Origin of the sequence: Enterococcus ureilyticus (genome assembly GCF_001730315.1) — a bacterium.
In the GTDB taxonomy this organism is placed as follows: domain Bacteria; phylum Bacillota; class Bacilli; order Lactobacillales; family Enterococcaceae; genus Enterococcus_L; species Enterococcus_L ureilyticus.
The window spans coordinates 203,879-227,765 of the sequence record NZ_MIKC01000038.1 but is presented as its reverse complement, the minus strand read 5'-3'; the positions used below and the strand labels follow the sequence as shown (position 1 = coordinate 227,765).

Here is a 23,887-nt window from a genome sequence, read left to right as displayed (position 1 = left end):
AAGACCTGACAGATTCTACCTTTGATTCGTTCTTTTTTTAAGCCATTTTCATTAAAAGTAATGTTTAAGTCTAGAATATCTAAGGTTTCTTTGATAAGATTGGTGTAGGACATCTTGATTTCCTCCTTTTTGAATGGTTTTAGACGACTTAATTCTAAAGGATATCAGGGTGTCTTTTCTATTATTTTGCATTAAAAAGATGCCGGTGATTTCTCACCAACATCAGAAAGTATAGAGCCGGGATTTTTTGATTATTATTATATTTTAGAGAAAAACAACAAACGAAAAAATGGATTAATGATGTGGATTAGGCTAACTACTTTCTATTTCATTAGCAATAAAAAAAAAGTACTTTTTTTATTTAAAAAAAATGTTAATTCATCGAGGGATATTAGTTGATATTTTTTTAAAAGGATAGTATTATAAATACATACCAACAACAACCCTTTTTATTTTTTCATTTTACTCTTTAGAGTAAAACTCCTTTTCCCATCTTCTTTTGAAGGTGGGATTTTTTTATTTATATATTTATAATAATTGGAAAATGAAATAAAAAACCTCAAAAAGAAATGCGCTAGAAAATTTATCAATTGAGCGCATTTCTTTTTGGGATTTTATCTTTTTTATCCGATCATAACACTTTCATCTGGATATTTAAATTTCGCTTGTTGTTTTTGTCCTTTCGTTAATAGTGAGAAGCCAACAGTATAGATACCCACACGTCCGATGTACATTAATAACATGATAATCACTTTTCCAATACCAGTAAGTTCAGGTGTCAGCCCCATAGTCAAACCCACTGTACCAAAAGCTGAAAAGACTTCAAAGGCAACATATTCAATCCCAGAAGTTTCTGGGATGTGTTCGGTGATTGTTAAAAGCATGATTGAAAGTACACACAAAGTCAATGTGATAAAGAATAGTGTCAGTGCGCGAAATACGGTACTGTTTCGGATTGTTCGTCCTTGAAATTCTGCTCGTGTTCTACCTTTAAAAATAGAGACGATCTGAATGACCAATACAGCAAATGTTGTTGTTTTTAGACCACCAGCTGTTGAGCCGGATGTCCCGCCGACATACATCAAAAAGATTGTCGTAATCAGTCCGGCGTTAGTCATCTGCATATAATCGATCGAATAATAACCAGCAGTTCTTGGGGTGACAGACATAAAAAAAGTATTGGCCAGTCGATCAAAAAAATTTGTTCCAGTTGTTAACTGACTGGCATTGTGTTCAGTTAGGAAAAAGATGGCAAATGCTCCAAGCAACAATGATCCAGTCGTAATGAGCGCAATTTTCGTGTGTAAAGAGAATTTTCGTTTCTTTTTAAACTGCAATAGATCTTGCCAAACAATAAAACCAAGTCCGCCAGAAATAATCAAGAAACCAATCACGAATAAAACATAAGGCTTCGCTTGATAAGGCGTCAAGCTATCCCCTAATAAATCAAAACCAGCGTTGCAAAAGCTAGATATCGAATGGAAAAGTCCAAAAAACAACCCCTTTTTCCAGCCGAATTCTGGCACAAACTCAATTGCAAGTAGCGCAGCCCCGGCTAATTGAATGACAGTAGCTAATTTAACCACATACATCATCAAACGGAAGGCACCAGACATATCGTCTAAATTAAGAGCCTCGCGCAATAATATACGTGTACTCAGCGTAATCTTTTTACGCAGAATAAAATATAAAATGACGGGCATTGTCATAAAGCCTAAGCCGCCAATTTCAATCAAGATCATAATAAGTAGTTGTCCGTAAGCATTCCAATGCAAAGCTGTATTAAGAGTAGTTAGACCAGTTACACAAACAGCCGAAACAGCAGTAAATAAGGCGTCGATAAAAGGTGTTGATTGGCCGCTACGTGAAAATATCGGCAAAGATAGCAGCGTTCCGCCAACAAAAACTAACACAATAAACCCCAGAGCTATAATTTGAACCGCTGATAAACGTTTCTTTACTTTAATCACAATTTTATTTTTTTTCATCTTTTCCTCGGGAAAAATACTATGATCGTACAGTATTTTTTATTTTATTTGATAAATCCAAGTGTACCATTTTACGGAATATTTTCCAGTAATAAGAAAATTCTTTTTCTATTCTATAGCAATGAGGGGCAACAGAAAGTATTTTTTCAAAAGAAAACGCTTGTAAAAATTTGAATTATAAAGTATTATACAAACATAAAGTTAATTGTATATACAAGTTACTTGAGAGGAGCAAAGGAAATGGGTAAGTTTCAAGAAGATGCAAAAAAACTGTTAGAGAATGTAGGGGGCAAAGAAAACATCGCTGCTGTTTCACATTGTGCAACTCGAATGCGTTTTGTGTTAAATGATCCTAGTAAAGCAGATACTGTGGCGATTGAGAAAATTCCTTCGGTAAAAGGGACGTTTACAAATGCTGGACAATTTCAAGTGATCATCGGAAACGAGGTACCGCAATTTTATAATGAGTTTTCAACTATATCCGGACTTGAAGGCGTTTCTAAGGAACAAGGAAAAGCTGCGGCTAAACAAAATCTTAATCCGATTCAGCGAGCAATTTCTGTTTTAGCTGAAATTTTTACACCTTTGATTCCAGCATTAGTGATCGGTGGGCTGATTTTAGGCTTTCGTAATGTGTTGGAAGGGATTCCATTTAGCTTTTTAGATGGACAGAAAATAGTTGAGGTTTCACAATTTTGGAGTGGTGTCAATTCGTTTTTATGGCTGATTGGTGAAGCAATTTTTCAATTCTTGCCGGTTGGTATTACTTGGAGTATTACTAAAAAAATGGGAACAACGCAGATTTTGGGAATTGTCTTGGGGATTACATTAGTATCACCGCAATTATTAAATGCTTATGACGTAGCAAGTACAGCTGCTGCTGATATTCCGTTTTGGGACTTTGGATTTGCCCAAGTGAGTATGATCGGTTATCAAGCGCAAGTTATTCCAGCTATGCTAGCTGGATTTTTACTCGCTTATTTAGAACTATTTTTTAGAAAAGTTATTCCACAAGCAGTCTCTATGATTTTCGTACCGTTATTTGCTTTAGTTCCAACTGTTATGGCAGCTCATGTCATTTTAGGACCAATTGGTTGGGCCATCGGTAGTTGGATATCAGATATCGTAAATGCAGGTTTAACTTCGTCATTGAACTGGTTATTCGGTGCCGTATTTGGTTTCATGTATGCGCCATTAGTCATTACGGGGCTGCATCACATGACAAATGCGATCGATTTGCAATTGATTGCTGATTTTCAATCTACCAATTTATGGCCAATGATCGCACTATCAAATATTGCTCAAGGGTCTGCCGTATTGGCTGTTGTATTCATGCATAGAGGAAATAAAGAGGAAGAGCAAGTGTCGATTCCAGCGATGATTTCTTGCTACCTTGGTGTGACGGAACCTGCAATGTTTGGAATCAACTTAAAATATGTATACCCCTTTGTGGCTGGAATGATTGGTTCTGCTTGTGCCGGACTATTCGCTACTCTTTTGAATGTTAAAGCAATCAGTATCGGTGTTGGTGGGCTACCAGGAATTCTGTCAATCGTACCACAGTATTACCTAGCATTTTTTGGTGCCATGATAATTGCCGTTGTTGTTCCATTTATTTTAACGTATATTTTTAGAAGAAAAGGTATTTTTAATAAGCTTGATCCTGTGGATGAAGTGACAGGTAAATTATTTGTGAAAGAAAGTTAGTCAATGAAATAAAATTATTTTTATTTAAAAAGTAAGACGGTGTCTGACTGTCTTACTTTTTTTGTTATCTCTTTTTTCTTTTAAGAAAATAGTTGGCTTTTTTTCTTCTTTCAGGTAGACTAAATAGGGTTTAAGAAAAGGGAGAATGTCAGATGGATATTTATTTAAAAAGTGCTATTTTGCATATTATTGATCGTGAAACCGGAACTCCGGTATTTTCAGCAAAGGAATTAGATTTAACAACAGAGTATATTCGGGTCTATCTAACGAGTAAAATAACAAAATTATCAACTGCCCAAACAAAAACGGGTATTTTAGCTGAAGAAAGTATGTTTGTGGATAAGATGAGAGGAATTCCCAATGATTTTGTTCAAAAAAGTCAGCTATTAGCGCAACACTGGTATGATGTATACTCAGGCAGTGAAGATGCACCAAGTGCCGATGTTCTGTTTATTTTATACGAGTTGGATACTGTGATGCATTTAGCTATGATCAAATTGAACTATAAAGAAAGTTACACGCATTATGTGGATTATGAAGATGAAGCTGTCTTCAATAAATTGATCATTAATCGAGCGATTTTACCTTCAAAATCACAAAAACCAGATGAAGGTATGACGGTTAATCTAGATACTTTAGCATATGAGTTACTAGAAAAGCGTTATGAATTTTCTGGCGAAAAAATTTGGTATTTTTCAGAAAAAGTAATTGAATCACAACCAGCACCTTCTATAGAAGAAAACATGAAAGAAATAAAAAAAGCGGTAAAACGAATTGGAAAAAAATTTAATGAAGATGAGTTTGAACTAATTGCGTCCGTCAAAGAGGCTGTGTATGAAAGTATTGAAGAAACTGGCACAATTGATAATGAACAAGTAGCTGAATTAGTGTTTAAAGAAAATATTTCAGCTCGGATGGCTTACCAAGATGAAGTCAATGAGTCAAAATTTGTTGATAAGACACCGCCAGTTCGAGAAGCAAGAGAGATTTCAGAGAAAAAATTTGGGAAGCAAAAATTAAAAATGAGTAATGGTATTGAGTTGATTGTTCCAATTGAGGTTTATCGTAATGGGGATTTGATTGAATTTGTAAATAACCCAGACGGAACAGTTTCGATCGTTTTGAAAAATATCGAAAAAATCAGTAATCAGTTATAGCTAAAAAGCACTTCATTCTTTGTGATGAAGTGCTTTCTTAATGATTCAATAGGGTTCAATCAGTTAGTTGCTCAAGTGCTTTTTTAGGGATTGTGTTTTCAGGCACTTCTTCCCAGCTTAGTACACCTTTTTTAGGATTGACTTTCAATTTTAAATAAGCATTTATTCGTAAGGGTTTCTCACGAATTTCTCTTAGTACTTGGACGTCTTTTTCACCTTGTTTATTAAACGCAATTTGAGTATAATCATATTCTGTATATTTCTCGCCATTGTCGAATTTCCCTGTTTTTATTTCATCAGGTGTTCCCACTCGAGTATAGTAGTCTTTACCACCGTAATAATAATTATAGCCAAACCCAACCGCAACTGACAAAAGTACGAATGGTAGGATGAAAAGTAGTATTTTTTTCATTATCGTCACCTCTTATTATGTAGTATGCCTTTTTTTTAATCAAGATGCCATAGAATTGGCTTATAATAATGTGACAATTTTGTTAGAGTGGCAATTGTGAGAGTTCATAAATTCGTCAAGGTATAGTTACACTTTTTTTAGAAACTCGTGATACAATAGAAGAAAGACAGGGGGAATGAGAATATGATGCCTTTTTATGCAATGTTTGATCCAACCTATATTCTAGTTATTGTTGGGTTACTGATCTCAATGGCTGCATCTGCTTATGTAAATAGTACATTTAAAAAATACGATAAAATCCAAAGTCGAAATAAAGTGACGGGTACAAAAGCGGCTCAATATATTTTGCAAAAAGAACGGATCAACGATGTTGGCGTTCAACAAATTAATGGTAATTTAACTGATAATTATAATTCTGGGAATAAGACTTTAAGTTTATCAGAAGCAACAGCCCAGTCAACTTCTGTTGCAGCAATTGGTGTTGCAGCCCATGAATGTGGACATGCGGTACAAGATCATACTGGCTATAGTCCGTTAAAAATACGTGCGGCGATAGTTCCTGTAGCTAATTTTGGTTCTGCGTTATCTTTTCCAATTATTTTAATTGGTGTCTTGTTTAGCTGGAATCAGACGTTGATCAATATTGGAATCTTCGCTTTTTCGTTGGCGTTACTTTTTCAATTAGTTACATTGCCGGTAGAATTTAATGCGTCAAGACGAGCGCTAAAGATTCTGTCAGATGGAAATATTTTGACAGAAGAAGAAGTACCGATGGCAAGGAAAGTTCTATTTGCCGCAGCTTTAACCTATGTAGCCGCGGCCTTAGCTACATTTTTACAACTGCTTCGTCTGATTATTTTATTTGGAGGAAACAATCGTAGGAACTAAATAGTAGACGATTTTGTTTTATTACCGCAATTTTTAAGAGTGTGTTATCATTATGATAGATAGTAAGAAGGAGCTGAAAAGAATGAAAACATCAACAAAAATTAGTATTGGCTTAGGCATTGCAGCAGTAGCAAGTGTTTCAGTTGCCGTGATCGCATCTGAGAAAATCGTCAAAAAAGTTTACCATGTATCGAATCGTTTCAAGGCAAAAAAATTCGTGAACGATAAATTTGGTGGAAATGAAAAATTGCTAGGAATTGTAGATGATTTATCTGATGATGAGCTTGATTCTATGATGAATATTTTAGGCAAAGTCAAAGACGGCAGAAAGAAAATCTCTTCTTACGGGGAATCATTAAAAGGCAATACTGAGAATTTAAAAGATCGCTTGGTTACCTTTGTAGAAGAAATGATGTAAAAAAGCAGAGAGTATATGGATATTAAGGACTGAGATATATCTCAGTCCTTTTGTGTTTTTATTTTGTGATTAATAAATAGCAAAATACAAGATCATCCATACGTTTTAAAGAAAGACCAGTTTGTTCATAAAATTTTTCCAAGCGATAGTGGAGGGTATTGCGATGCATATACAAATCTTTAGCAGCAGAACTAATATTTCCTTGGTTATGCCAAAGAGCAAGAATGATTTGTCGAATCTCACTAGTCAAAACCAGTTGGCTAGCAAAAGTTGTAATGATTTTGCTTTGGTTCATGGCCTCTTTAGTAAAATAATGTAGAGCCACATCGGGTAATGAGAATGCAGATTTTCCCCGAAGGTTTTGTGCTTCTTGTTTAAAAATATACTGCTCTTCTTGAAATAAATTTGGCAAATGTTCGTTAGCTTGGAAAAAATTTCCAACAAATGCAGTTGTGGATGAATCAAAGTCAGCATCCAAAGTTAAAAAGATACTTTGAATATCTTCTAGAGTGTAATGATTTTTATAGTATTTTTCAATTAAAGCGCCATCATTTTCGGTAGTAAAGAAAAAATCTTCAAAATTGGGAAAGATTTCTTGTATACTGTTTTCCCATTCTGACTGTAAAAAATCTTTGGGCTTTTTGATTTGGAATTGAATGATGCGGAATGTTCCGTCACTTTCTAGAGCTGTTTGATTAAATAAATAGTCATACCAAGGATGTTTTTTGTGATCAACAATTGATTCTTTTGAAGGGAAAATTGTTTCTAACAAACGAATTTCTGTTTCTTGTAATGCTTCTTTAGCAAGGATAAAATAGCTTCCAGCAATCGGTAGTGAAAGCCATTCGCTAGAAGCTTTTGTTTGCTGGATTCTTCCGGTAGGATATAATTCGATTAAATCTTCAATAGTCATAGACACACCTCACAACTTTATTGTACCATGAACAAGAGAAAAAGGTTTAATGATTAAAGTGAATGAAAGGTGGAAATGACTTGAGTGAGAAGACGAGCAGTCTAACGATAGCAGAAAAAGAACGATTTATGCAAGAAGCCATCAGTGAAGCAAAAAAGGCAGGAGCCATTAAAGAAGTACCTATCGGGGCGATTGTTGTATTGGATGGACAAATCATAGGTCGTGGACATAATCTTCGTGAAGAAAGTCAAGATGCTACTGCTCATGCAGAAATGTTTGCCATCAAGCAAGCTTGTGAGGCAATTGATAATTGGCGTTTAGAGCGAGCGCAGTTATTTGTCACCTTAGAACCTTGCCCGATGTGTAGTGGTGCGATGATCCTTTCTAGAGTCAACGAAGTTTATTATGGAGCCGTAGACCCAAAAGGCGGAACAGCGGGAACATTAATGAACTTGTTAGAAGATGAACGCTTTAATCACGTAGCTTATGTAGAATCAGGCATTTTAAAGCAAGAATGCGGGCAACTTCTTTCAAATTTTTTTAAAAAATTAAGGGAGGAAAAGAAACTTTTAAAAAATCAACAGAAAGACTAGCCAAGTAACCAAAAATGCGGTATACTAAATCTTGCCGAAAGGCTAGGACAATGGTGGGCTTACGAAGCGTGTCAGATCCGGAAGGAAGCAGCACTAAGTAGGTGCCGCCATGTGTCTGAATTGAATGTGATTATATCAACGTTTCTAGCGATGCTAGAGACGTTTTTTTTATTAAAAAATATACTTAGGAAGCACAAAAGAAGCATTGCTAGAATGCTTCTTTTGTGCTATAAACCTATGTTATTTAATTTCTCTACAATGTCAGTTTTTTGCTTTTTCGTAACGTGAGTATAAATCTCTAAAGTTGTCTTTTCATCACTGTGGCCTACACGTGCCATAATAGCTTTTATTGGTACGTTTAACTCAGCAAGTAAAGAGATGTGAGAGTGCCTAAAAATATGGCTAGAAAGTTGTTTATTCTTAATTCCATACTTACCTAAATTAGCATTCATTGTTTTTAAAGATCTATTTAATGAATTGACCTGTATAAGTTTGCCGGTTTTACCTACAAAGATATAGTTGCTAGTTAGACTGGATTTACATTTGATTTAGATGATAGTACACCTTATGGGATCAAAACTCACTTGTGGGTTACTCAAAATTGGTTGGGCGATCACACTGATCCTTATAGCTATTTGGCAAGTTGGGGTATTAGTAAAGTGCAGTTGCAACATGATTTGTTTAATGGATTGACAGAGAATGGTACGACCAATCCAACTAAACCAGCACCAACAAAACCTCAAACAGGACAACGAGTTGCGATGTCAGGCGTGTTTACAACAAATCAAAGCTTGCCTGTATCTAGACATACTACAGTTGATAGTGCAGCATTAGCTTGGTATGATCCGTACGAATCAATTGTTTATGATAGTTATGTACAATCTGCTAACTACGTTCGGATCAGTTACATTGATTACGGTGACAGTCGCCGTTATGTTGCTGTTGGTCCTGATGACGGACAGATTGATACGACATTGGGTAGAGGATTTTTTAATTAAATAATGATATTATTTGCAAAATATCAGAAGAAGTAGTAAATTGAAATTACCAATTTCTGACCCTAACATTTTTTCAAGGTACTCACTCCCCAGAGTACTAAACTCCTTTTCCCATCTCTTTTGAGGTGGGATTTTTTGTTTTCTGGAAAATAAAAAAGCAACTACCTTTATTGGCAGTTGCTGCAGAGTGATTGATATTTACATTGTATCTATTCTATCTTTATTAGCAATCAATGGAAATAATTTTAAACAATAAATCGCAGATAGACCTACTAAGACATAAATGATTTTTGCAAGTATTGTAGTTGATCCTCCGAAGATAGTTGCTACTAAATCAAATTCAAAAAGTCCGACTAATAACCAGTTTAATCCCCCGACAATAACCAACGCTAATGCAACAGAATCTAAAGCTTTCATATATATTCCTCCTTCTTTAATATTTTTAAGTATAAGCTATAAACAATAATTTTTCATATACAAAGCTCATGAGAGTTTTCCTTTTGAATAATTTAATTTATATGATAGAATGATTGATTTGTTTTAGGGTTTTTTTACGTTAAAAAGCTCCCACGATTGTGGGGGCTCAAATTGATTTGACCTTTTCATCATCATCAAATCGATATTCTATAGAATCGCCAACCCCTTTTGACCACGTAGCGTAGACAAGATTATTAGTTTGGTTTTTTGATGCTCTTGTGGGGGAACCTAATATTTCACAGACTTCTTGGTAGGTCATGCCAATTTTTATTTTTTTTATTTGGTCATCAGTTATTTTACTGTTTTTAACTTTGTTGAATCCAGCATCAAAATTTAGAATAGCAATGACATCGTTGGTTTTTTGATAACTTAATGAAGCTCCGTGCTTACTTTCTTCAGCAAGAATCAATGTATTATTCCCTTCTTTTTTGAATTGATACCCGTGGTTGTCACTGCTTTGCTTCATCTTTTTTTCTATATCATCTGAAGACAATTTAGAAATATCCATATCGTTAAATAAATCTGTAATAGTATTTTGTTGAGAGGTGTACCAATGATACAAGCCAAAAGACAGTAAAACCAAAATAATTACAACGGAACCAACAAGCATTTTCTTTTTCATAAGATAAACTCCTTTAAATTTACTTTTAAGGTATTATTATAAACTACCCTCACACAGTTCTGCAATCCTATCCTCAACCTCCACACTCAACACCACCAACCTCCACAACTCCACAGCATCCTCTAAACGCTCAAACTCCCAACGAGCTGCACCGCTATCGCTAACCAATCCTACTACATTACCATCTAATATAATTATCTGCTCTGTATGAAAACGATTACATATAAATGCGCAAAGAGGGGAGGAAATTATTTTATGCAATTGATTTTAATGGTTTTAAGACAAACTCGCGTATAAAGCTATCAGGGTTTTTTACTGCAAATTTCTCGATCACAAATTGCTGACGATTATTATAATGACCAAAGGTAGCAACCTCGAACTTCCCGTCCTCAAGTAAAAGAATAAGGTTAGCGAGTTCTTTCTTACTGACAAGGCAATTGACATCAGCGAAAGCGGTATGCAACGTAAAACGCACTAGCATATCGGGGAACAACTTTATTACCCTAATCTTATCTACTACTGCAACATAGCTATTCTCGTCCATGATATTCACCCTCCTCAGCATTTAAGTAAAATATAAATTCATCCAACCCAACCTCATTAATTAGCCTCTGACCACAACCCCATATGTACTTTTGAAATTCTTGGTAGGTCAGTAGACCGGATTCGTATTCATCGATTATATTCACAAGATCACTCCATCTCGCTATAATTCCACTGGTCAAATATATATTCCATACGCCTTGTTTCCATTTTAAAATCATCCAGGTTATAAACTTTTTTACTTGATAAAGTCAAATATTGATAGGGGTCAGTATATTCTAAAACAATAAAGTGGTCGATCTTCTCAAGCGGGAAAGCAGCTAAATAGTCTTTTTTCTTTATCTTAGGAAAGGACCATAGATTATAAATCGTTCCCTCTATGTTTAAGCGTTTAGAGGATACTTTTCGAAATGGGACCAGGTGCAACGAGTAAAAATATTGCGCTGGTCGTATATGCTCTTTTAAATGTACAGTTTTTACATATCTCATTATCATCACCTAAGCATATTATACAAACGTTTGTTCTCGTTTGTCTAGCGTGAGATACTTAACCAGTTGTAAAATGATTAGTAAATATGTTAAAAAGATAAAATATTAAGAGAGTGGATTTGAACTATAATATCGTTATTTTAAAAATGAAATTAGGAAGCATAAAAGAATTAAGAAATTTGTAACCATATGTAATTATATTCTTTTTATTAAGATAGGTAAGACGAAGGAAGGCAGATTTTCTAAGGATTTGCAATTATATGTACTTGTTATTTAAAATTAAGTAGGTGTCGCCATGTGTCTGATTAGATGATCGATTTATCAAGGCTTATAGGCCTTTTTTTGTCTGAAAGTGAAAAATATAACGAGTGTGATCAGGGAATAGACGTGTTAAAATTGAGTGCAGAAGATGTTGTTGAATTAGAACAGGTTACAAAAGTCATTCCTTTTATAACGAGCCAGTAGGGGAAACAAATAAAGAACTGGAATGTATGGCTTATGATTTATTTACTGATCTGGCTGATTCAGGGCATTTTATTTCAGAAGAAGTGTGGATGAGTGAAGTTACTTTATACGCGTATATTGATTTAAAACGATTGTTTCCTCAGGTCAATTAATTTTTTGAAAGAAAATAGTTTTTTACAGATGAAACTATTTTGAAAAATACGTGAAAGTTTTTATACAAAAAAAGAGCATCAGCCATGATTCAATGACTGATGCTCTTTTTTTGAATCTAGAAAACGACTTGGAGGCACTTGCTATTTCAAATTGATTGTTTTTTCACCAAGCTCTTCTCCAGCCATTCCTTGCGTCGCTTTCAAAATGACAGGTGTTTGTGAATCATCTAGATCATAAGAAATAAGTGCTTTGGCTGTACCGCCAGGTTTAATGTCGTCTAGTTGATGTTCGGTGTATTGCGCAAATTTTTCATCTTGTGGAGTCATTCCAACAGTTAATTTATTGAGAACTTCTTCAGCTTCTTGAGTTAATGACATACAAGCAATCCAAACAGTTGAAGCTGAAATTAAATCCTTACTATCGTTTGTTACTTCATAGGTAATGGCCAGTTGCGGTTTTTCTCTAAGTAAATTTTCGTCAGCAGGTAAAACTTCAGTGGATAATATTTTAAGAGTAGCCATATCGATTTTTAAAGTGTCATCTTTAAAATAGACTTTTTCCATATTTTTTTCAGAACTTGAAGAATTATCTGCTTTTTTATCCTCTTTTGATGCTGTATTTCCACCACAAGCAACCAAGGTTGCACAACATAGAGTTAAGACTCCTATACTCACCAATTTTTTCATTCTTATATCCTCACTTTATCAAATAATAGTTACAGAAGACCCTATAAAATAAAAGCGATGTTCTTTTTTATAGGGACATTTTATTCTATACTACCTTGTATCTTGTTAAATAACAAGGTGACTTTTACTAGTAATGTGAGAATTGAAAAAATGCTGATGTTTCGGTCTATTGTTTGTTCCATTTTATAGTTAGTTATCTTTATTAAAAGTACGATGATTGTTCTTTTATCTTTCACAAATGTGATACCTATGATATATTTTGTTGAAAAGGGAAAAAGGAGTAATTGCATGGATGAAGAAAAATTATTAATCAGGATAGCAGAAATGTATTATCAAGAAGATAAAAATCAGAGTCAGATCTCAAAAGAATTAAATATTCACCGTACAACAATCAGTCGATTATTAAAACGATCAAGAGAGGAAGGGATCGTTAAAATTTCGATCAATTATGATCTTTCGGAGACGTATTCGTTGGAGCAAGCCTTAGAGCAACAATTTGGATTACATAAAGCTATTGTTGTACCAATTGCCATTGAGGCAAGTATACAGCAAAAAGAACAAGTGATTGGAAAAGCTGCTGCCGATTATTTATTTGAGCAATTAGAAACGGGGATGAATGTTGGTTTTTCATGGGGACATTCTTTAGCTTCAATGGTGAACGAAATGGGGCATACTGAATCAAAAGATATTGTTTGTCTACCTATGATCGGCGGCCCATCAGGAAAATTAGCTAGTGAGTATCATGTCAATACCATTGCATACACTGCATCAAAAAAAATGGGGGCTAAAGCATTGATGATTGATGCACCTGCTATTCCTGAAACATTGGAACTTAAAGAGGCTTTGATGAAAAATGCCTTTAATCAGAAATTGCTTCAGTTATGGGAACAATTGGATATAGCGGTTTTCGGTATTGGAAGTCCTCATTTAAGCAAAAAGGATATTTGGCAAGCATTTTATGGTAAAGATATACTTAGTGAATTGGCAGAAAGAGATATCGCAGGAGATATTGTTTCTCATTTTTTTAATAGTGCAGGATTACCAATAGCTAGTGAATTAGATGATCGCATCATTGGCATCACCATTGATCAGTTGAGAGAAACGCCAATAAAGATTGGTATAGCTGAGTCAAAAGAAAAAGCGCAAAGCATTGTGGCTGCATTAAAAGGACAACTCTTGACGACCCTTGTAACTACTGAAGAAACAGCAAAAGAAATCTTGGCACAATCAAGAAAAAAATAATTCATTAAATTTGGTTCAATCAAGTTGAAACCCTAACTTTATAACGTTCTAGAAAACTAAAAAACTTAGTTCTCTAGGACGTTATTTGTGATTTGGGAATAACAAATGTGAAAAAGTGCTTGACATTGTGAAAGCACATACATATAATGAGTTTGTGATATCACATAAGTTAATATTAAATCACTAATGTGAGGAGTGTTCTAATGAGCTGGTTAGAAGTAGAGAAAAAAACGGTTATCGTAACAGGTGGATCTTCAGGTATCGGTGCGGCGATAGTCAAGGAATTGTGTCATTTAGGCGTCAAAGTAGTAAATACAGATTTGCAAGAAGGGACTTTTGAGCATGAAAACCTTTCTTTTATTCAAACGGATGTAACGTCACGTGTATCTGTGGAACAAGCTGTTAAATCTACTATAGATATGTTTGGAAAAATTGATGCTTTGGTAAATAATGCGGGAATTAACATTCCAGCGCTGTTGGCAGATACAAATCAATTGGATAGTCCCTATGAATTAAATGACGCACTTTTTGAAAAGATGGTGAATATTAATCAAAAAGGCGTTTATCTAATGAGTCAAGCTGTTAGTCGATACTTAATCAAAGAAGGAGCTGGTGTGATTATCAATATGTCTTCTGAAAGTGGACTTGAGGGTTCAGAAGGACAAAGTTGTTATGCTGCAACTAAAGCGGCAATCAATAGCTTTACTCGTTCTTGGTCAAAAGAATTAGGCAAATTAGGCATTCGAGTAGTAGGGATTGCACCAGGTATTATGGAGGAAACGGGCTTACGGACAGCAAGTTATGAATCCGCTTTAGCTTATACGAGAGGAAAGACAGTGGACGAAATCAGAGCGGGCTACAGTCAAACAAGTACAATTCCACTGGGGAGAAGTGGAAAATTGGTTGAGGTGGCAGATTTAGTCGTTTATTTAATATCAGATCGTTCTAGTTATCTCAGTGGGGTGACAATCAATGTTGCTGGTGGGAAGACGAGGGGGTAACTTGAATGACAAAAGTAGTGCTAGTAGCGCACGGAAAACTTGCTTTAGAGATGAAAAACTCTGCTGAAATGATTTTTGGTGAATTATCTCATTTTTCTGCGATTGAATTTTCCAAGCATGATGGATTAGAAAGCTTGTCTGAAAAAATAATGAAAGACCTTAAAAAATCAAATGAAGAAACGCTGCTTATTACGGATCTTTTCTGCGGCACACCTTACAATGCTAGCTGTAGTATTTGTATGAAAGAACCAACACTGCAGATCGAAGTGATTTCAGGTATGTCATTACCAATGGTGTTGGAAGTAGCGGCTATGATTGATGCAACACCGCTCAGTCAAGTCGTTAACATAGTGAAAGAAGCTGCGGCTGAAACTGTAAAATCATTTAAAGAACAAGTTATTAAAGACGAGGAGGAATTTTGAGATGGAAATAAAATTAGCAAGAATCGATGATCGATTGATCCATGGACAAGTAGCAACTGTTTGGGCTAAAGAAGCAGGAGCTCAACGAATCATCGTTGTTAGCAAAGAAGTAAATGAAGATGAGATCCGCAAAACCTTAGTTAAACAAGCCGCACCTCCAGGGATCAAAGTCAATATTGTTGACGTAGAAAAAGCCATCAAAGTGTATCAAAATCCTAAATACAAAACAGAAACAGTGTTCTATTTATTTACGAATCCTAGCGAAGTTGTAGCATTAGTTAAAGGTGGGGTCCCATTAAAGACAATCAATATCGGCGGTATGCAATTTAGAAATGGTAAAACACAGATCACGAAAGCCATCTCTGTTAGTCAAAGAGATATAGAGGCATTCTATGAGCTGAAAGAATTAGCAGTTACGTTAGATTGCCGTGTTGTTGCAACAGATCCTAAAATCGATTTTGAAGGGAAATTAAAAGAAGCAGTTACGAATTAAGGAGGAGCAAAATGGCGTTATCGATAATTCAAATTGTACTGATTTTTATCTTTTCATGTGTTGCGGGTATGGGGAGTGTTTTAGATGAATTTCAAACCCATCGCCCTTTAATTGCATGTACCATTGTTGGATTGATTTTAGGTGACCTGACAACAGGAATTATTTTAGGTGGAACATTAGAGCTGATTGCTTTAGGTTGGATGAATATTGGCGCGGCACAATCACCAGACTCTGCTTTGGCAAGTGTGATTGCGACAATCTTAGTAGTAGTCGGGCATCAGGACATTCAAGCCGGTATTGCAATTGCTTTGCCAGTGGCCGCAGCAGGCCAAGTTTTAACAGTAATTGCTCGGACGATTACGGTCGCTTTTCAACACGCTGCGGATAAAGAAGCCGAGACGGCAGCTTTTAACAAAATTATTTTTCTTCATTTTAGTGCATTATTTGTTCAAGCGCTACGTGTAGCGATTCCTGCGACGATTGTTGCCATATTTGTTAGTGCGGAAATGGTCAATAAAATGTTGGCAATGATTCCAGAAGTCGTTACAGGTGGGCTGGCAGTTGCTGGCGGCTTTATTGTGGTAGTCGGGTATGCCATGGTTCTAAATATGATGAGTGTAAAATACTTGATGCCATTTTTCTATTTAGGGTTTGTTTTAGGTGGCTATTTGGAATTTAGTTTGCTTTCATTTGGTGTGATTGGTTTAATCATTGCATTGATTTATGTTCAATTGAATCCTAATTTTACTAAGTCACTCACCTTACAACCAAACGAACAGATGGTTTATTCAGGAGCAATTGTTGCAGACGATGAATTAGATGATTAGGGAGGAAAAAAATGGAGACAATAGTGAGCGAAACGATTGAGGAGCAGCCCTTACAATCCGTCATCACAAAAAAAGATTTAATGATGACGTTTGTTTTTTCAAACTTTCAACAAGCATCTTTTAATTATGAACGGATTCACGCACTTGCTTTTTGCGTGGACATGATTCCGACAATCAAGAGAATTTACTATACAAAAGAAGAACAGTCAGAAGCGCTAAAACGACATTTAACATTCTTTAATACAACACCAGCTGTCTGTGGTCCTGTGATTGGTGTAACGATTGCGATGGAAGAAGCCAAAGCAAGTGGCGCTGATATCGATGATGGTACGATCAATAGTTTAAAAGTGGGCTTGATGGGTCCGTTAGCAGGTGTGGGCGATCCCTTAGTTTGGGGGACTCTGCGTCCGATTGCAGCAGCAATCGGTGCCTCACTTGCTTTGTCTGGGAATATTTTGGGTCCTATTCTCTTTTTTATAGCTTTTAATGCCGTTCGTCTGAGCATGAAATGGTTTGGTTTAACTTATGGATTCAGAAAAGGTTTAGACATCGTTAAAGATCTGTCAGGTAATCTTTTGCAGAAATTGACGGAAGGTGCGACCATTTTAGGGCTATTTATCATGGGTGTCCTTGTGACTAAGTGGACAACGATCAATATCCCTTTAGTTGTGTCAAAAACACCTGGACAAGATGGAAAAATGATTGTTACGACAGTTCAAAATGTGTTGGATGATTTAGTTCCTGGGCTGTTAGCCTTAGGATTGACCTTATTAATGATGAAATTATTGAAGAAAAAGGTAAGTCCGATTGTATTGATTTTTGTTTTATTCGCAGTGGGAATTGTAGGGTATGGATTAGGTCTTTTAAATTAAAATAGTTGGAGGTATTTTAGGATGGAAACAAAAGCAGTCCGTTTATATGGAAAAAAAGATTTACGCTTAGAAGCGTTTGAATTACCTGAAATTAAAGAGGATGAAATTTTGGCCTCTGTTGTGACAGATAGTATTTGCATGTCTACATGGAAACTGGCTAATCAAGGTCAAGAACACAAAAAGGCACCGCAAGATTTAGAGCACAACCCAATTATTATTGGACATGAGTTTTGCGGTGAGATCTTAGAAGTGGGTAGTAAATGGCAAGGGAAATACCAAGCAGGAGAGCGCTACGTAGTACAAGCAAACCTTCAATTGCCAGATCGTCCAGATTGTCCAGGATATTCCTATGCCTATACAGGAGGAGATGCAACGTACATCATTTTATCGCGAGATGTTATGGAGCAGGACTGCTTAATTCCATATAAAGGAGAGACTTACTTTGAAGGCTCATTGATCGAACCTTTATCATGTGTGATTGGCGCATTTGAAGCAAATTATCATTTGATTGAAGGCTCTTATGAACATAGAATGGGAATCAAATCAGATGGTCATCTACTAATTATGGGCGGTACCGGTCCAATGGGCTTATTAGCAATCGATTATGCCTTGCATGGGCCGACCACACCTAAAAAAATTGTGATCACGGATATGAGTGACGAAAAATTAAAACGTGCTGAAAAATTATATCCAAGTCAAAATGGTATTGAAGTGACATATCTCAATGTAAAAGAGTTAGAAAATCAAGTTGAGGTGCTAAAACAAACGGTTTCTGGAGGATTTGATGATATTTTTGTAATGGTTCCTGTTTCGGACGTTGTCGCGGATGCTTCTAAATTACTGAACCCAGATGGCTGTCTGAACTTCTTTGCAGGGCCGCAAGACAAATCATTTTCAGCGCCAATCAATTTCTATGATGTACATTATTCATTCACTCATTATGTTGGAACTTCAGGTGGAAATACAGAGGACATGCGCAAGGCTGTTGAACTGATTGAAACAAAACAAGTAAAAGTTGCCAATGTCGTCACGCATATTTTAGGGTTGGATGCGGTAGCCGAGACAACCTTGCATCAATCAGAAATTGGTGGAGGGAAGAAGTTAGTTTACACACATTTGTCTTCTAAATTACTTCCATTAGCGGAAATGGAAAACCATAATGCTCAATTAGCTGATATCCTTCACAAGACTGATGGTATTTGGAGTAAAGAAGCAGAAGAATTTGTACTAAAGAGTTTTAATAGAATTTAAAATATACAAGGAAAGTCATTCGTAAAATACGAGGCTTTCCTTTTTTAGGGTTAAAAGCTATGGCTTTCATAAAGTTTTTTGCTACCATAATTTTTTTGACTATACCTGCAAATGAATAGATGAAAACATTATTGTATCGCTGACTATAAATAAAATTGTACTTATAATAATTATCAGCGCAAAAAAAGTCGAATTATTTATAATTTTGATAAATACTTCTTTTTTCTATCATAGGTTTAGATGAATAAGGTATAATGAATAGATAGAAAGAAACAAGATTTGGGGGATTGGAAAATGGAAAGAGTAACCAAAAAAAAAGGAAATAAACCAGTTATCATAGTGATTAGCGCTGCCGCAGCTGTAATAGTTTTGGCGGGAGGTTATTTTGCTTATAGTTCGTGGCAGAAAAATCAAGAGTTGAATAAAGCAGAAAAATCGGCGAAGTCTTTTTTAAACTATCTTTCAAAACAAGAATTTGAGCAATTACCTGAATTACTAAATGAAACTTCTGTAAAAGAAAGTGGTTATGATGATGCCAAAGTTGTAGAAAAATACCAAACGATTTTTTCTGGTATTCAAGCGCAAGGAATCAAGAGCAAAAACATCAAAGTCACCCAAGAAAAAGAAGGAAAATACACATTTACTTACAATTTAGAGATGACTACGCCACTTGGCAATCTGACAGATTTATCCTATAAAACAACGATCCAAAAGGATACTGACACATATAAAATCAACTGGGCGCCTAATCTGATTTTCCCTGAAATGACAGGACAAGACAAAATTTCGATTGGGGTAGATGCAGCAAACCGAGGAGAAATCATCGATCGCAATGGAGAAGGCTTAGCTGTCAACCAAGCTTTTGATCAAGTGGGCATTGTACCTGGGAAACTAGGAGACGGACAAGAAAAAACGAATAATATCAAAGCATTTAGTGATCAGTTCAAGATTTCTGTAGATGAAATCGAACAAAAACTCAAGCAATCATGGGTCCAAGCGGATTCTTTCGTACCGTTAACAGTCTCTTTTGAACCAGTTACGACTTTGCCTAAAGGAGCTGCCTCTCAGGATGCGACTGTTCGTTATTATCCATTGAAGGAAGCAGCTGCGCAATTGGTTGGCTATGTTGGCACAATCACAGCAGAGGACATTGAGAAAGACCCAACTTTAAGTAGTAATGGCGTTGTTGGGAAAGTTGGTTTAGAGCAGGCTTATGATAAACAATTAAGAGGACAAGACGGCGGTAGTATCACGATTACTCAGGAAGACGGTACACCAAAAAGTGTCCTTCAGCAAGTGGATAAAAAGGATGGCGAAAAAATCCAGTTGACGATTGATAAGAATGTACAATCTCAAGGCTATAACATTTTCAATAATCGTCCAGGAAGTGCTGTGATCATGGCCCCTCAACAAGGCGATTTATTAGCAGCAGCTAGTTCACCATCCTTTGATCCAAATAAGATGGCGAATGGCATTTCTCAAACGGATTATGATGCGTATGCAACCAATGAAAACTTACCATTTACTGCCCGATTTGCGACAGGATATGCGCCTGGATCGACCTTTAAGACAATCACCGGCGGAATTGGCTTAGATGCCGGCACCTTAAAACCAGAAGAAGAAATTGCAATCAATGGCTTGAAATGGCAAAAAGATGCCTCTTGGGGGGATTACTTCGTGACCCGAGTTAAAGAAGCTAGCCCAGTAAATTTAAGAACAGCATTAGTCAATTCTGATAATATTTATTTTGCAGAACAAACCTTACGGATGGGTGAAGAAACATTCAGAACAGGTCTGGACAAATTTATCTTTGGCGAAAAACTAGATTTGTCGATCCCGATGAATCCAGCACAAATCTCAAATGAAGATAAATTTAATTCGGAAATTTTATTGGCAGATACAGGATATGGTCAAGGACAACTGTTAGTGACACCGATTCAACAGGCTGCTATGTATACTGTTTTCCAAAATGAAGGGAAACTTGTTTATCCGAAAATTGAACTGAATAAAGAAACAAAAGTGAAAGAAAATGTGATCAGTGCAAATGCAGCGAATACAATTGTGACTGATTTGTTAGGTAGCGTAGAAGATGAAACGGGATACGTTCATAATATGTATAATCCAGATTTCTCCTTAGCAGCCAAAACTGGAACTGCCGAAATCAAAGAGAAGCAAGATACAGTTGGGAAAGAAAATAGCTTTCTTTTAGCGATGGATCGTAGTAATAATAAATTCTCTGCGATGATCATGGTAGAAGATTCTCGAAAAAATGATACGGCAACCAATATCAGCAAACCGTTGATTGATTATTTAGAAGCGAATAGCAACTAATCAATCAAGCGAGAGGTAAAGCGCAACAAGCGATTTTGCCTCTTTTTGCTTTTAATTCTTCGTGTTTTTACGAAAGAATAAAAATATGCTACAATAGACCAACTAGATGATGAAAGAAAGGGACTTTTTTGTGCGGATTTTAGCAATCGATACCTCGAATCAAACGTTGGCAGTTGCAGTTTGTGAAGAGAAGAAACTATTAGGACAATATATAATCACCGTAAAACAAAACCATAGCTTAACCTTGATGCCTACGATCACACGATTAGTAAAAGATATTGGGTTGACACCTACTGACATTGATCGAATTGTTGTGGCTCAAGGACCAGGTTCTTATACAGGCTTACGAATCGGTGTAACGACAGCGAAAACACTTGCGTATACACTAAAGAAAGAATTAGTTGGTGTTTCAAGTTTAAAGACCTTAGCTGCCAATTGTGTGCGGATTGAAGGCCCCATTATTCCAGTATTTGATGCCCGAAGAAATAATGTTTATACTGGGGCTTATGAATATGTTGATGGCAAGCTGAAGATGATCAAAGCAGATCGCCATATTGCAATAGACGTGTGGTTAAAAGAATTAAAAGAATTTGAACAAGTTTATTTCGTTGGAGAAGATGTTGAAAAATTCCGTGTTCAAATCGAATCAGTATTACCCCATGCACAGATCAATCCAATTACTCAGTGGCAAATTCCCAGTGGTGTGACTCTTGCGGAAATTGGTGGAGAAGCGGAGCCAGAACCAGAAATTCACCACTTTTTGCCTAATTATTTAAAACGTGTGGAAGCAGAAGAAAATTGGCTAAAAGAACATACATCAGAGGTAGAAAATTATGTTGAAAAAATTTAATCTTTTTCATAGTATTCTAGGAAAATTCTTTAAAAATCGACCCTATGATGCCAGAACGGTCGAAATTTCAAAGCAAGAATATTTTATACGTGCAATTGTACTTGATGATATCAAAGATCTTCTTTCGATTGAAAGAGAAGTCTATGCTGGGGAATTACCTTGGACAAAAACAGCATTTTTGATGGAACTTCAAGCAGCAGAGCCGCACTTATATTTACTTATTCAAAAGGATGAGCAAACGATTGGTTTTGTTGGATGTCGGATATTTGGTAAAGATGCGCACATTACAAATGTCGCTGTTTTGACTCAATATCAAGGAAATGGAATTGGTAGTTTTTTGATCAGAGAGGTCCAGGAATTTGCAAGAGTCAACGATTGTCAAACAATTTCTTTAGAAGTAAGGATCAGCAATAAAAATGCTCAACGTGTATATCGGAAACTGGGTTTTGTTTCGAATACGATCAAACCAGCCTATTATTCGGAAAATAAAGAAGATGCATTAGAAATGATGTTACACTTAAAAGAAGAGTGAAAGATGTATTATTCAAAAGAACAATTACCAGTAAATCAGGCGGCGGAAAAACTTTGGACTTTAAGCAATCAGTCATACAGCGATGGTTCGCCGTGGTCCCTAGAACAATTTAGCCTTGACTTAACTCAAAAAACGAGTGATTATCTTGTGCTGATCGACCAAGAACAATGGCTTGGTTTTGTCAGTTATCACTTGGTTTTAGATGAAGTGGAGATCACTCATGTTGTGATCAACAAAGATTTTCAACACCAAGGGTATGGTAGTCGATTAATCGATCAACTGATCCAACGCTTTGTTGAACAAAACGTTTCTCAGGCTTTTTTAGAAGTACGTGTGTCTAATTCAAACGCACAAAAATTATATGAAAAAAAAGGATTCAAACCCATCAACCGTCGAAAAAATTATTATAGTCATCCTAAAGAAGACGGAGTGGTCATGTGTTTAACTGTTAAGGAAGTGAAAATGAGTCAATGACTTTTTTTAATAAGGAAAGAAAATTAATACTCGCTATTGAAAGTAGTTGTGATGAGACGAGTGTTGCCATTATTGAAGATGGTTCCCTGATATTGTCGAATGTCGTAGCTTCTCAAGTCAAAAGTCATCAGCGTTTTGGCGGTGTGGTGCCAGAGGTGGCTAGTCGTCATCATGTGGAAGAGATTACATTATGTATTGAAGACGCTTTGACAACAGCGGATGTCAAACCCAGTGAATTGAGTGGAGTTGGTGTTACTTATGGCCCAGGCTTGGTTGGGGCGTTATTGATTGGGATTTCGGCTGCTAAAGCATTTGCTTGGGCACACGATTTACCGTTGATTCCAGTGAATCATATGGCTGGCCATATTTATGCAGCCCAATTTGTAGAACCGTTGCAATTTCCCTTAATGGCACTATTAGTGAGTGGCGGTCATACAGAACTGGTTTACATGAAAGAAACAGGCTCATTTGAAATCGTCGGCGAAACACGAGATGATGCAGCTGGTGAAGCGTATGATAAAGTGGGTAGAGTTTTAGGATTAAGCTATCCGAGTGGGAAAGAAATCGATAACTTAGCGCATCAAGGTCAAGATACTTATCAATTTCCACGAGCAATGATTAAGGAAGATAATTATGATTTTAGTTTTAGCGGGTTGAAAAGTTCCTTCATCAATACAGTTCATAATGCGCAGCAACGAGATGAGGAATTAGTGATTCAAGACTTAGCGGCAAGTTTTCAGGAGAGTGTCATTGACGTTTTAGTAGCCAAAACAATTCGTGCTTGCCAAGAGTATCCAATTAAGCAGCTAGTGATGGCCGGTGGTGTCGCAGCGAATCAAGGCTTACGTGATCGGCTAAGAGCAGAAGTTACAAAAAAACTACCAGGAGTAACCTTTATTGTGCCACCGCTTAGATTATGTGGTGACAATGCGGCGATGGTCGGAGCTGCGGCTTTTGTTGAAGCAGAAAAGGGTCATTTTGCCGATTATCAATTAAATGCTGATCCTAGTTTGACCTTTATGACTATTAAAGAGTAAAAATCAACAACCAAACACTAGGCATAGCGATAAATATTTGCTATAA

At 36.2% G+C, this 23,887-nt stretch carries 26 protein-coding genes and 1 other RNA gene; 19 read left to right on the top strand and 8 right to left on the bottom strand.

The genetic code is table 11. From position 1 onward, the window contains the following. Positions 1–623: 623 nt before the first annotated feature. The gene (locus tag BCR24_RS12605; protein WP_069640873.1) at positions 624–1,988 is read right to left on the bottom strand and encodes a TrkH family potassium uptake protein; all 1,365 of its coding nucleotides are present in this window, start codon (positions 1,986–1,988) and stop codon (positions 624–626) included. 240 nt (positions 1,989–2,228) lie between these two features. Here BCR24_RS12605 and treP point away from each other — a divergent pair, with 240 nt between their 5' ends. Continuing rightward, positions 2,229–3,695 carry a PTS system trehalose-specific EIIBC component gene (gene treP, locus BCR24_RS12600; RefSeq protein ID WP_069640872.1) on the top strand — a complete coding sequence of 489 codons (1,467 nt, stop codon included), beginning with the start codon at positions 2,229–2,231 and terminating at the stop codon, positions 3,693–3,695. Between the two features lie 152 nt (positions 3,696–3,847). Continuing rightward, positions 3,848–4,852, top strand: coding sequence for a nucleoid-associated protein (locus BCR24_RS12595; protein WP_069640871.1), 1,005 nt, complete (start codon positions 3,848–3,850; stop codon positions 4,850–4,852). Positions 4,853–4,907: 55 nt separating this feature from the next. On the opposite strand, the gene BCR24_RS12590 is transcribed toward BCR24_RS12595, so the two are convergent. Next, entirely contained in the window at positions 4,908–5,264 is a 357-nt protein-coding gene (locus BCR24_RS12590; protein ID WP_069640870.1) for a YxeA family protein, read from the bottom strand. A gap of 183 nt (positions 5,265–5,447) precedes the next feature. On the opposite strand from BCR24_RS12590, the gene BCR24_RS12585 reads away from it, so the two are divergent. Together BCR24_RS12585 and BCR24_RS12580 are read left to right on the top strand one after the other, a co-directional pair. Beyond that, positions 5,448–6,152 carry a zinc metallopeptidase gene (locus tag BCR24_RS12585; RefSeq protein WP_083244402.1) on the top strand — a complete coding sequence of 235 codons (705 nt, stop codon included), beginning with the start codon at positions 5,448–5,450 and terminating at the stop codon, positions 6,150–6,152. Between the two features lie 82 nt (positions 6,153–6,234). Beyond that, entirely contained in the window at positions 6,235–6,570 is a 336-nt protein-coding gene (locus BCR24_RS12580; RefSeq protein WP_069640869.1) for a hypothetical protein, read from the top strand. Positions 6,571–6,628: 58 nt separating this feature from the next. On the opposite strand, the gene BCR24_RS12575 is transcribed toward BCR24_RS12580, so the two are convergent. Next, a complete protein-coding gene (locus BCR24_RS12575) occupies positions 6,629–7,483 on the bottom strand; it encodes a helix-turn-helix domain-containing protein (RefSeq protein ID WP_069640868.1) in 855 nt (284 codons plus the stop codon). An 80-nt stretch (positions 7,484–7,563) separates the two neighbouring features. Here BCR24_RS12575 and tadA point away from each other — a divergent pair, with 80 nt between their 5' ends. After that, complete coding sequence (tadA, locus tag BCR24_RS12570) at positions 7,564–8,076, top strand: tRNA adenosine(34) deaminase TadA (protein WP_100630365.1); 513 nt, start codon at positions 7,564–7,566, stop codon at positions 8,074–8,076. 40 nt (positions 8,077–8,116) lie between these two features. Beyond that, positions 8,117–8,201, top strand: an RNA gene (gene ffs / locus BCR24_RS12565) — signal recognition particle sRNA small type. A 102-nt stretch (positions 8,202–8,303) separates the two neighbouring features. Here the strand turns inward: ffs and BCR24_RS12560 are convergent. Further along, positions 8,304–8,624 carry a tyrosine-type recombinase/integrase gene (locus BCR24_RS12560; protein WP_083244401.1) on the bottom strand — a complete coding sequence of 107 codons (321 nt, stop codon included), beginning with the start codon at positions 8,622–8,624 and terminating at the stop codon, positions 8,304–8,306. Positions 8,625–8,660: 36 nt separating this feature from the next. Between BCR24_RS12560 and BCR24_RS17420 the strand changes: the two genes are divergently transcribed. Continuing rightward, positions 8,661–9,074: an SH3 domain-containing protein gene (locus BCR24_RS17420; RefSeq protein ID WP_069640865.1), complete on the top strand. Its 414-nt coding sequence runs from the start codon at positions 8,661–8,663 to the stop codon at positions 9,072–9,074. Positions 9,075–9,272: 198 nt separating this feature from the next. Here the strand turns inward: BCR24_RS17420 and BCR24_RS12550 are convergent, their stop codons facing one another. The 4 genes from BCR24_RS12550 to BCR24_RS12530 all read right to left on the bottom strand — a co-directional run bounded on the left by BCR24_RS12550 (position 9,273) and on the right by BCR24_RS12530 (position 12,509). After that, a complete protein-coding gene (locus tag BCR24_RS12550) occupies positions 9,273–9,491 on the bottom strand; it encodes a DUF378 domain-containing protein (protein ID WP_069640864.1) in 219 nt (72 codons plus the stop codon). Between the two features lie 166 nt (positions 9,492–9,657). Beyond that, a complete protein-coding gene (gene bamE / locus BCR24_RS12545; protein WP_069640863.1) occupies positions 9,658–10,173 on the bottom strand; it encodes an outer membrane protein assembly factor BamE domain-containing protein in 516 nt (171 codons plus the stop codon). A gap of 253 nt (positions 10,174–10,426) precedes the next feature. Further along, positions 10,427–10,717, bottom strand: a complete 291-nt coding sequence (locus BCR24_RS12540) for a hypothetical protein (protein WP_069640862.1) — start codon at positions 10,715–10,717, stop codon at positions 10,427–10,429. A gap of 1,246 nt (positions 10,718–11,963) precedes the next feature. Then, entirely contained in the window at positions 11,964–12,509 is a 546-nt protein-coding gene (locus BCR24_RS12530; RefSeq protein WP_069640860.1) for a DUF5067 domain-containing protein, read from the bottom strand. 288 nt (positions 12,510–12,797) lie between these two features. Here BCR24_RS12530 and BCR24_RS12525 point away from each other — a divergent pair, with 288 nt between their 5' ends. The 12 genes from BCR24_RS12525 to tsaD all read left to right on the top strand — a co-directional run bounded on the left by BCR24_RS12525 (position 12,798) and on the right by tsaD (position 23,841). After that, positions 12,798–13,751: a sugar-binding transcriptional regulator gene (locus BCR24_RS12525; protein WP_069640859.1), complete on the top strand. Its 954-nt coding sequence runs from the start codon at positions 12,798–12,800 to the stop codon at positions 13,749–13,751. 203 nt (positions 13,752–13,954) lie between these two features. Beyond that, on the top strand, positions 13,955–14,752 hold the full coding sequence (locus BCR24_RS12520) for an SDR family oxidoreductase (RefSeq protein WP_069640858.1): 798 nt from the start codon (positions 13,955–13,957) through the stop codon (positions 14,750–14,752). A gap of 5 nt (positions 14,753–14,757) precedes the next feature. Continuing rightward, positions 14,758–15,174 (top strand): PTS sugar transporter subunit IIA, encoded by a 417-nt coding sequence (locus tag BCR24_RS12515; protein ID WP_069640857.1) that lies wholly within the window; start codon positions 14,758–14,760, stop codon positions 15,172–15,174. Between the two features lies 1 nt (position 15,175). After that, entirely contained in the window at positions 15,176–15,667 is a 492-nt protein-coding gene (locus tag BCR24_RS12510; protein WP_069640856.1) for a mannose/fructose/sorbose PTS transporter subunit IIB, read from the top strand. Between the two features lie 11 nt (positions 15,668–15,678). After that, on the top strand, positions 15,679–16,494 hold the full coding sequence (locus tag BCR24_RS12505) for a PTS mannose/fructose/sorbose transporter subunit IIC (protein ID WP_069640855.1): 816 nt from the start codon (positions 15,679–15,681) through the stop codon (positions 16,492–16,494). 11 nt (positions 16,495–16,505) lie between these two features. Continuing rightward, positions 16,506–17,366 (top strand): mannose/fructose/sorbose PTS transporter subunit IID, encoded by an 861-nt coding sequence (locus tag BCR24_RS12500; RefSeq protein ID WP_069640854.1) that lies wholly within the window; start codon positions 16,506–16,508, stop codon positions 17,364–17,366. 21 nt (positions 17,367–17,387) lie between these two features. Next, on the top strand, positions 17,388–18,617 hold the full coding sequence (locus BCR24_RS12495; protein WP_069640853.1) for a zinc-binding dehydrogenase: 1,230 nt from the start codon (positions 17,388–17,390) through the stop codon (positions 18,615–18,617). A gap of 294 nt (positions 18,618–18,911) precedes the next feature. After that, positions 18,912–20,948, top strand: coding sequence for a penicillin-binding protein PBP4(5) (pbp4, locus tag BCR24_RS12490; RefSeq protein ID WP_069640852.1), 2,037 nt, complete (start codon positions 18,912–18,914; stop codon positions 20,946–20,948). 130 nt (positions 20,949–21,078) lie between these two features. Next, entirely contained in the window at positions 21,079–21,798 is a 720-nt protein-coding gene (tsaB, locus tag BCR24_RS12485; RefSeq protein WP_069640851.1) for a tRNA (adenosine(37)-N6)-threonylcarbamoyltransferase complex dimerization subunit type 1 TsaB, read from the top strand. After that, complete coding sequence (gene rimI, locus BCR24_RS12480; protein ID WP_069640850.1) at positions 21,782–22,330, top strand: ribosomal protein S18-alanine N-acetyltransferase; 549 nt, start codon at positions 21,782–21,784, stop codon at positions 22,328–22,330. Before tsaB ends, rimI (BCR24_RS12480) begins: the two co-directional genes overlap by 17 nt. A 3-nt stretch (positions 22,331–22,333) precedes the next feature. Then, a complete protein-coding gene (gene rimI, locus BCR24_RS12475; RefSeq protein ID WP_069640849.1) occupies positions 22,334–22,804 on the top strand; it encodes a ribosomal protein S18-alanine N-acetyltransferase in 471 nt (156 codons plus the stop codon). Then, on the top strand, positions 22,801–23,841 hold the full coding sequence (gene tsaD / locus BCR24_RS12470; RefSeq protein ID WP_069640848.1) for a tRNA (adenosine(37)-N6)-threonylcarbamoyltransferase complex transferase subunit TsaD: 1,041 nt from the start codon (positions 22,801–22,803) through the stop codon (positions 23,839–23,841). The genes rimI (BCR24_RS12475) and tsaD overlap by 4 nt, the downstream gene beginning before the upstream one ends. The last annotated feature ends 46 nt before the right edge of the window (positions 23,842–23,887 follow it).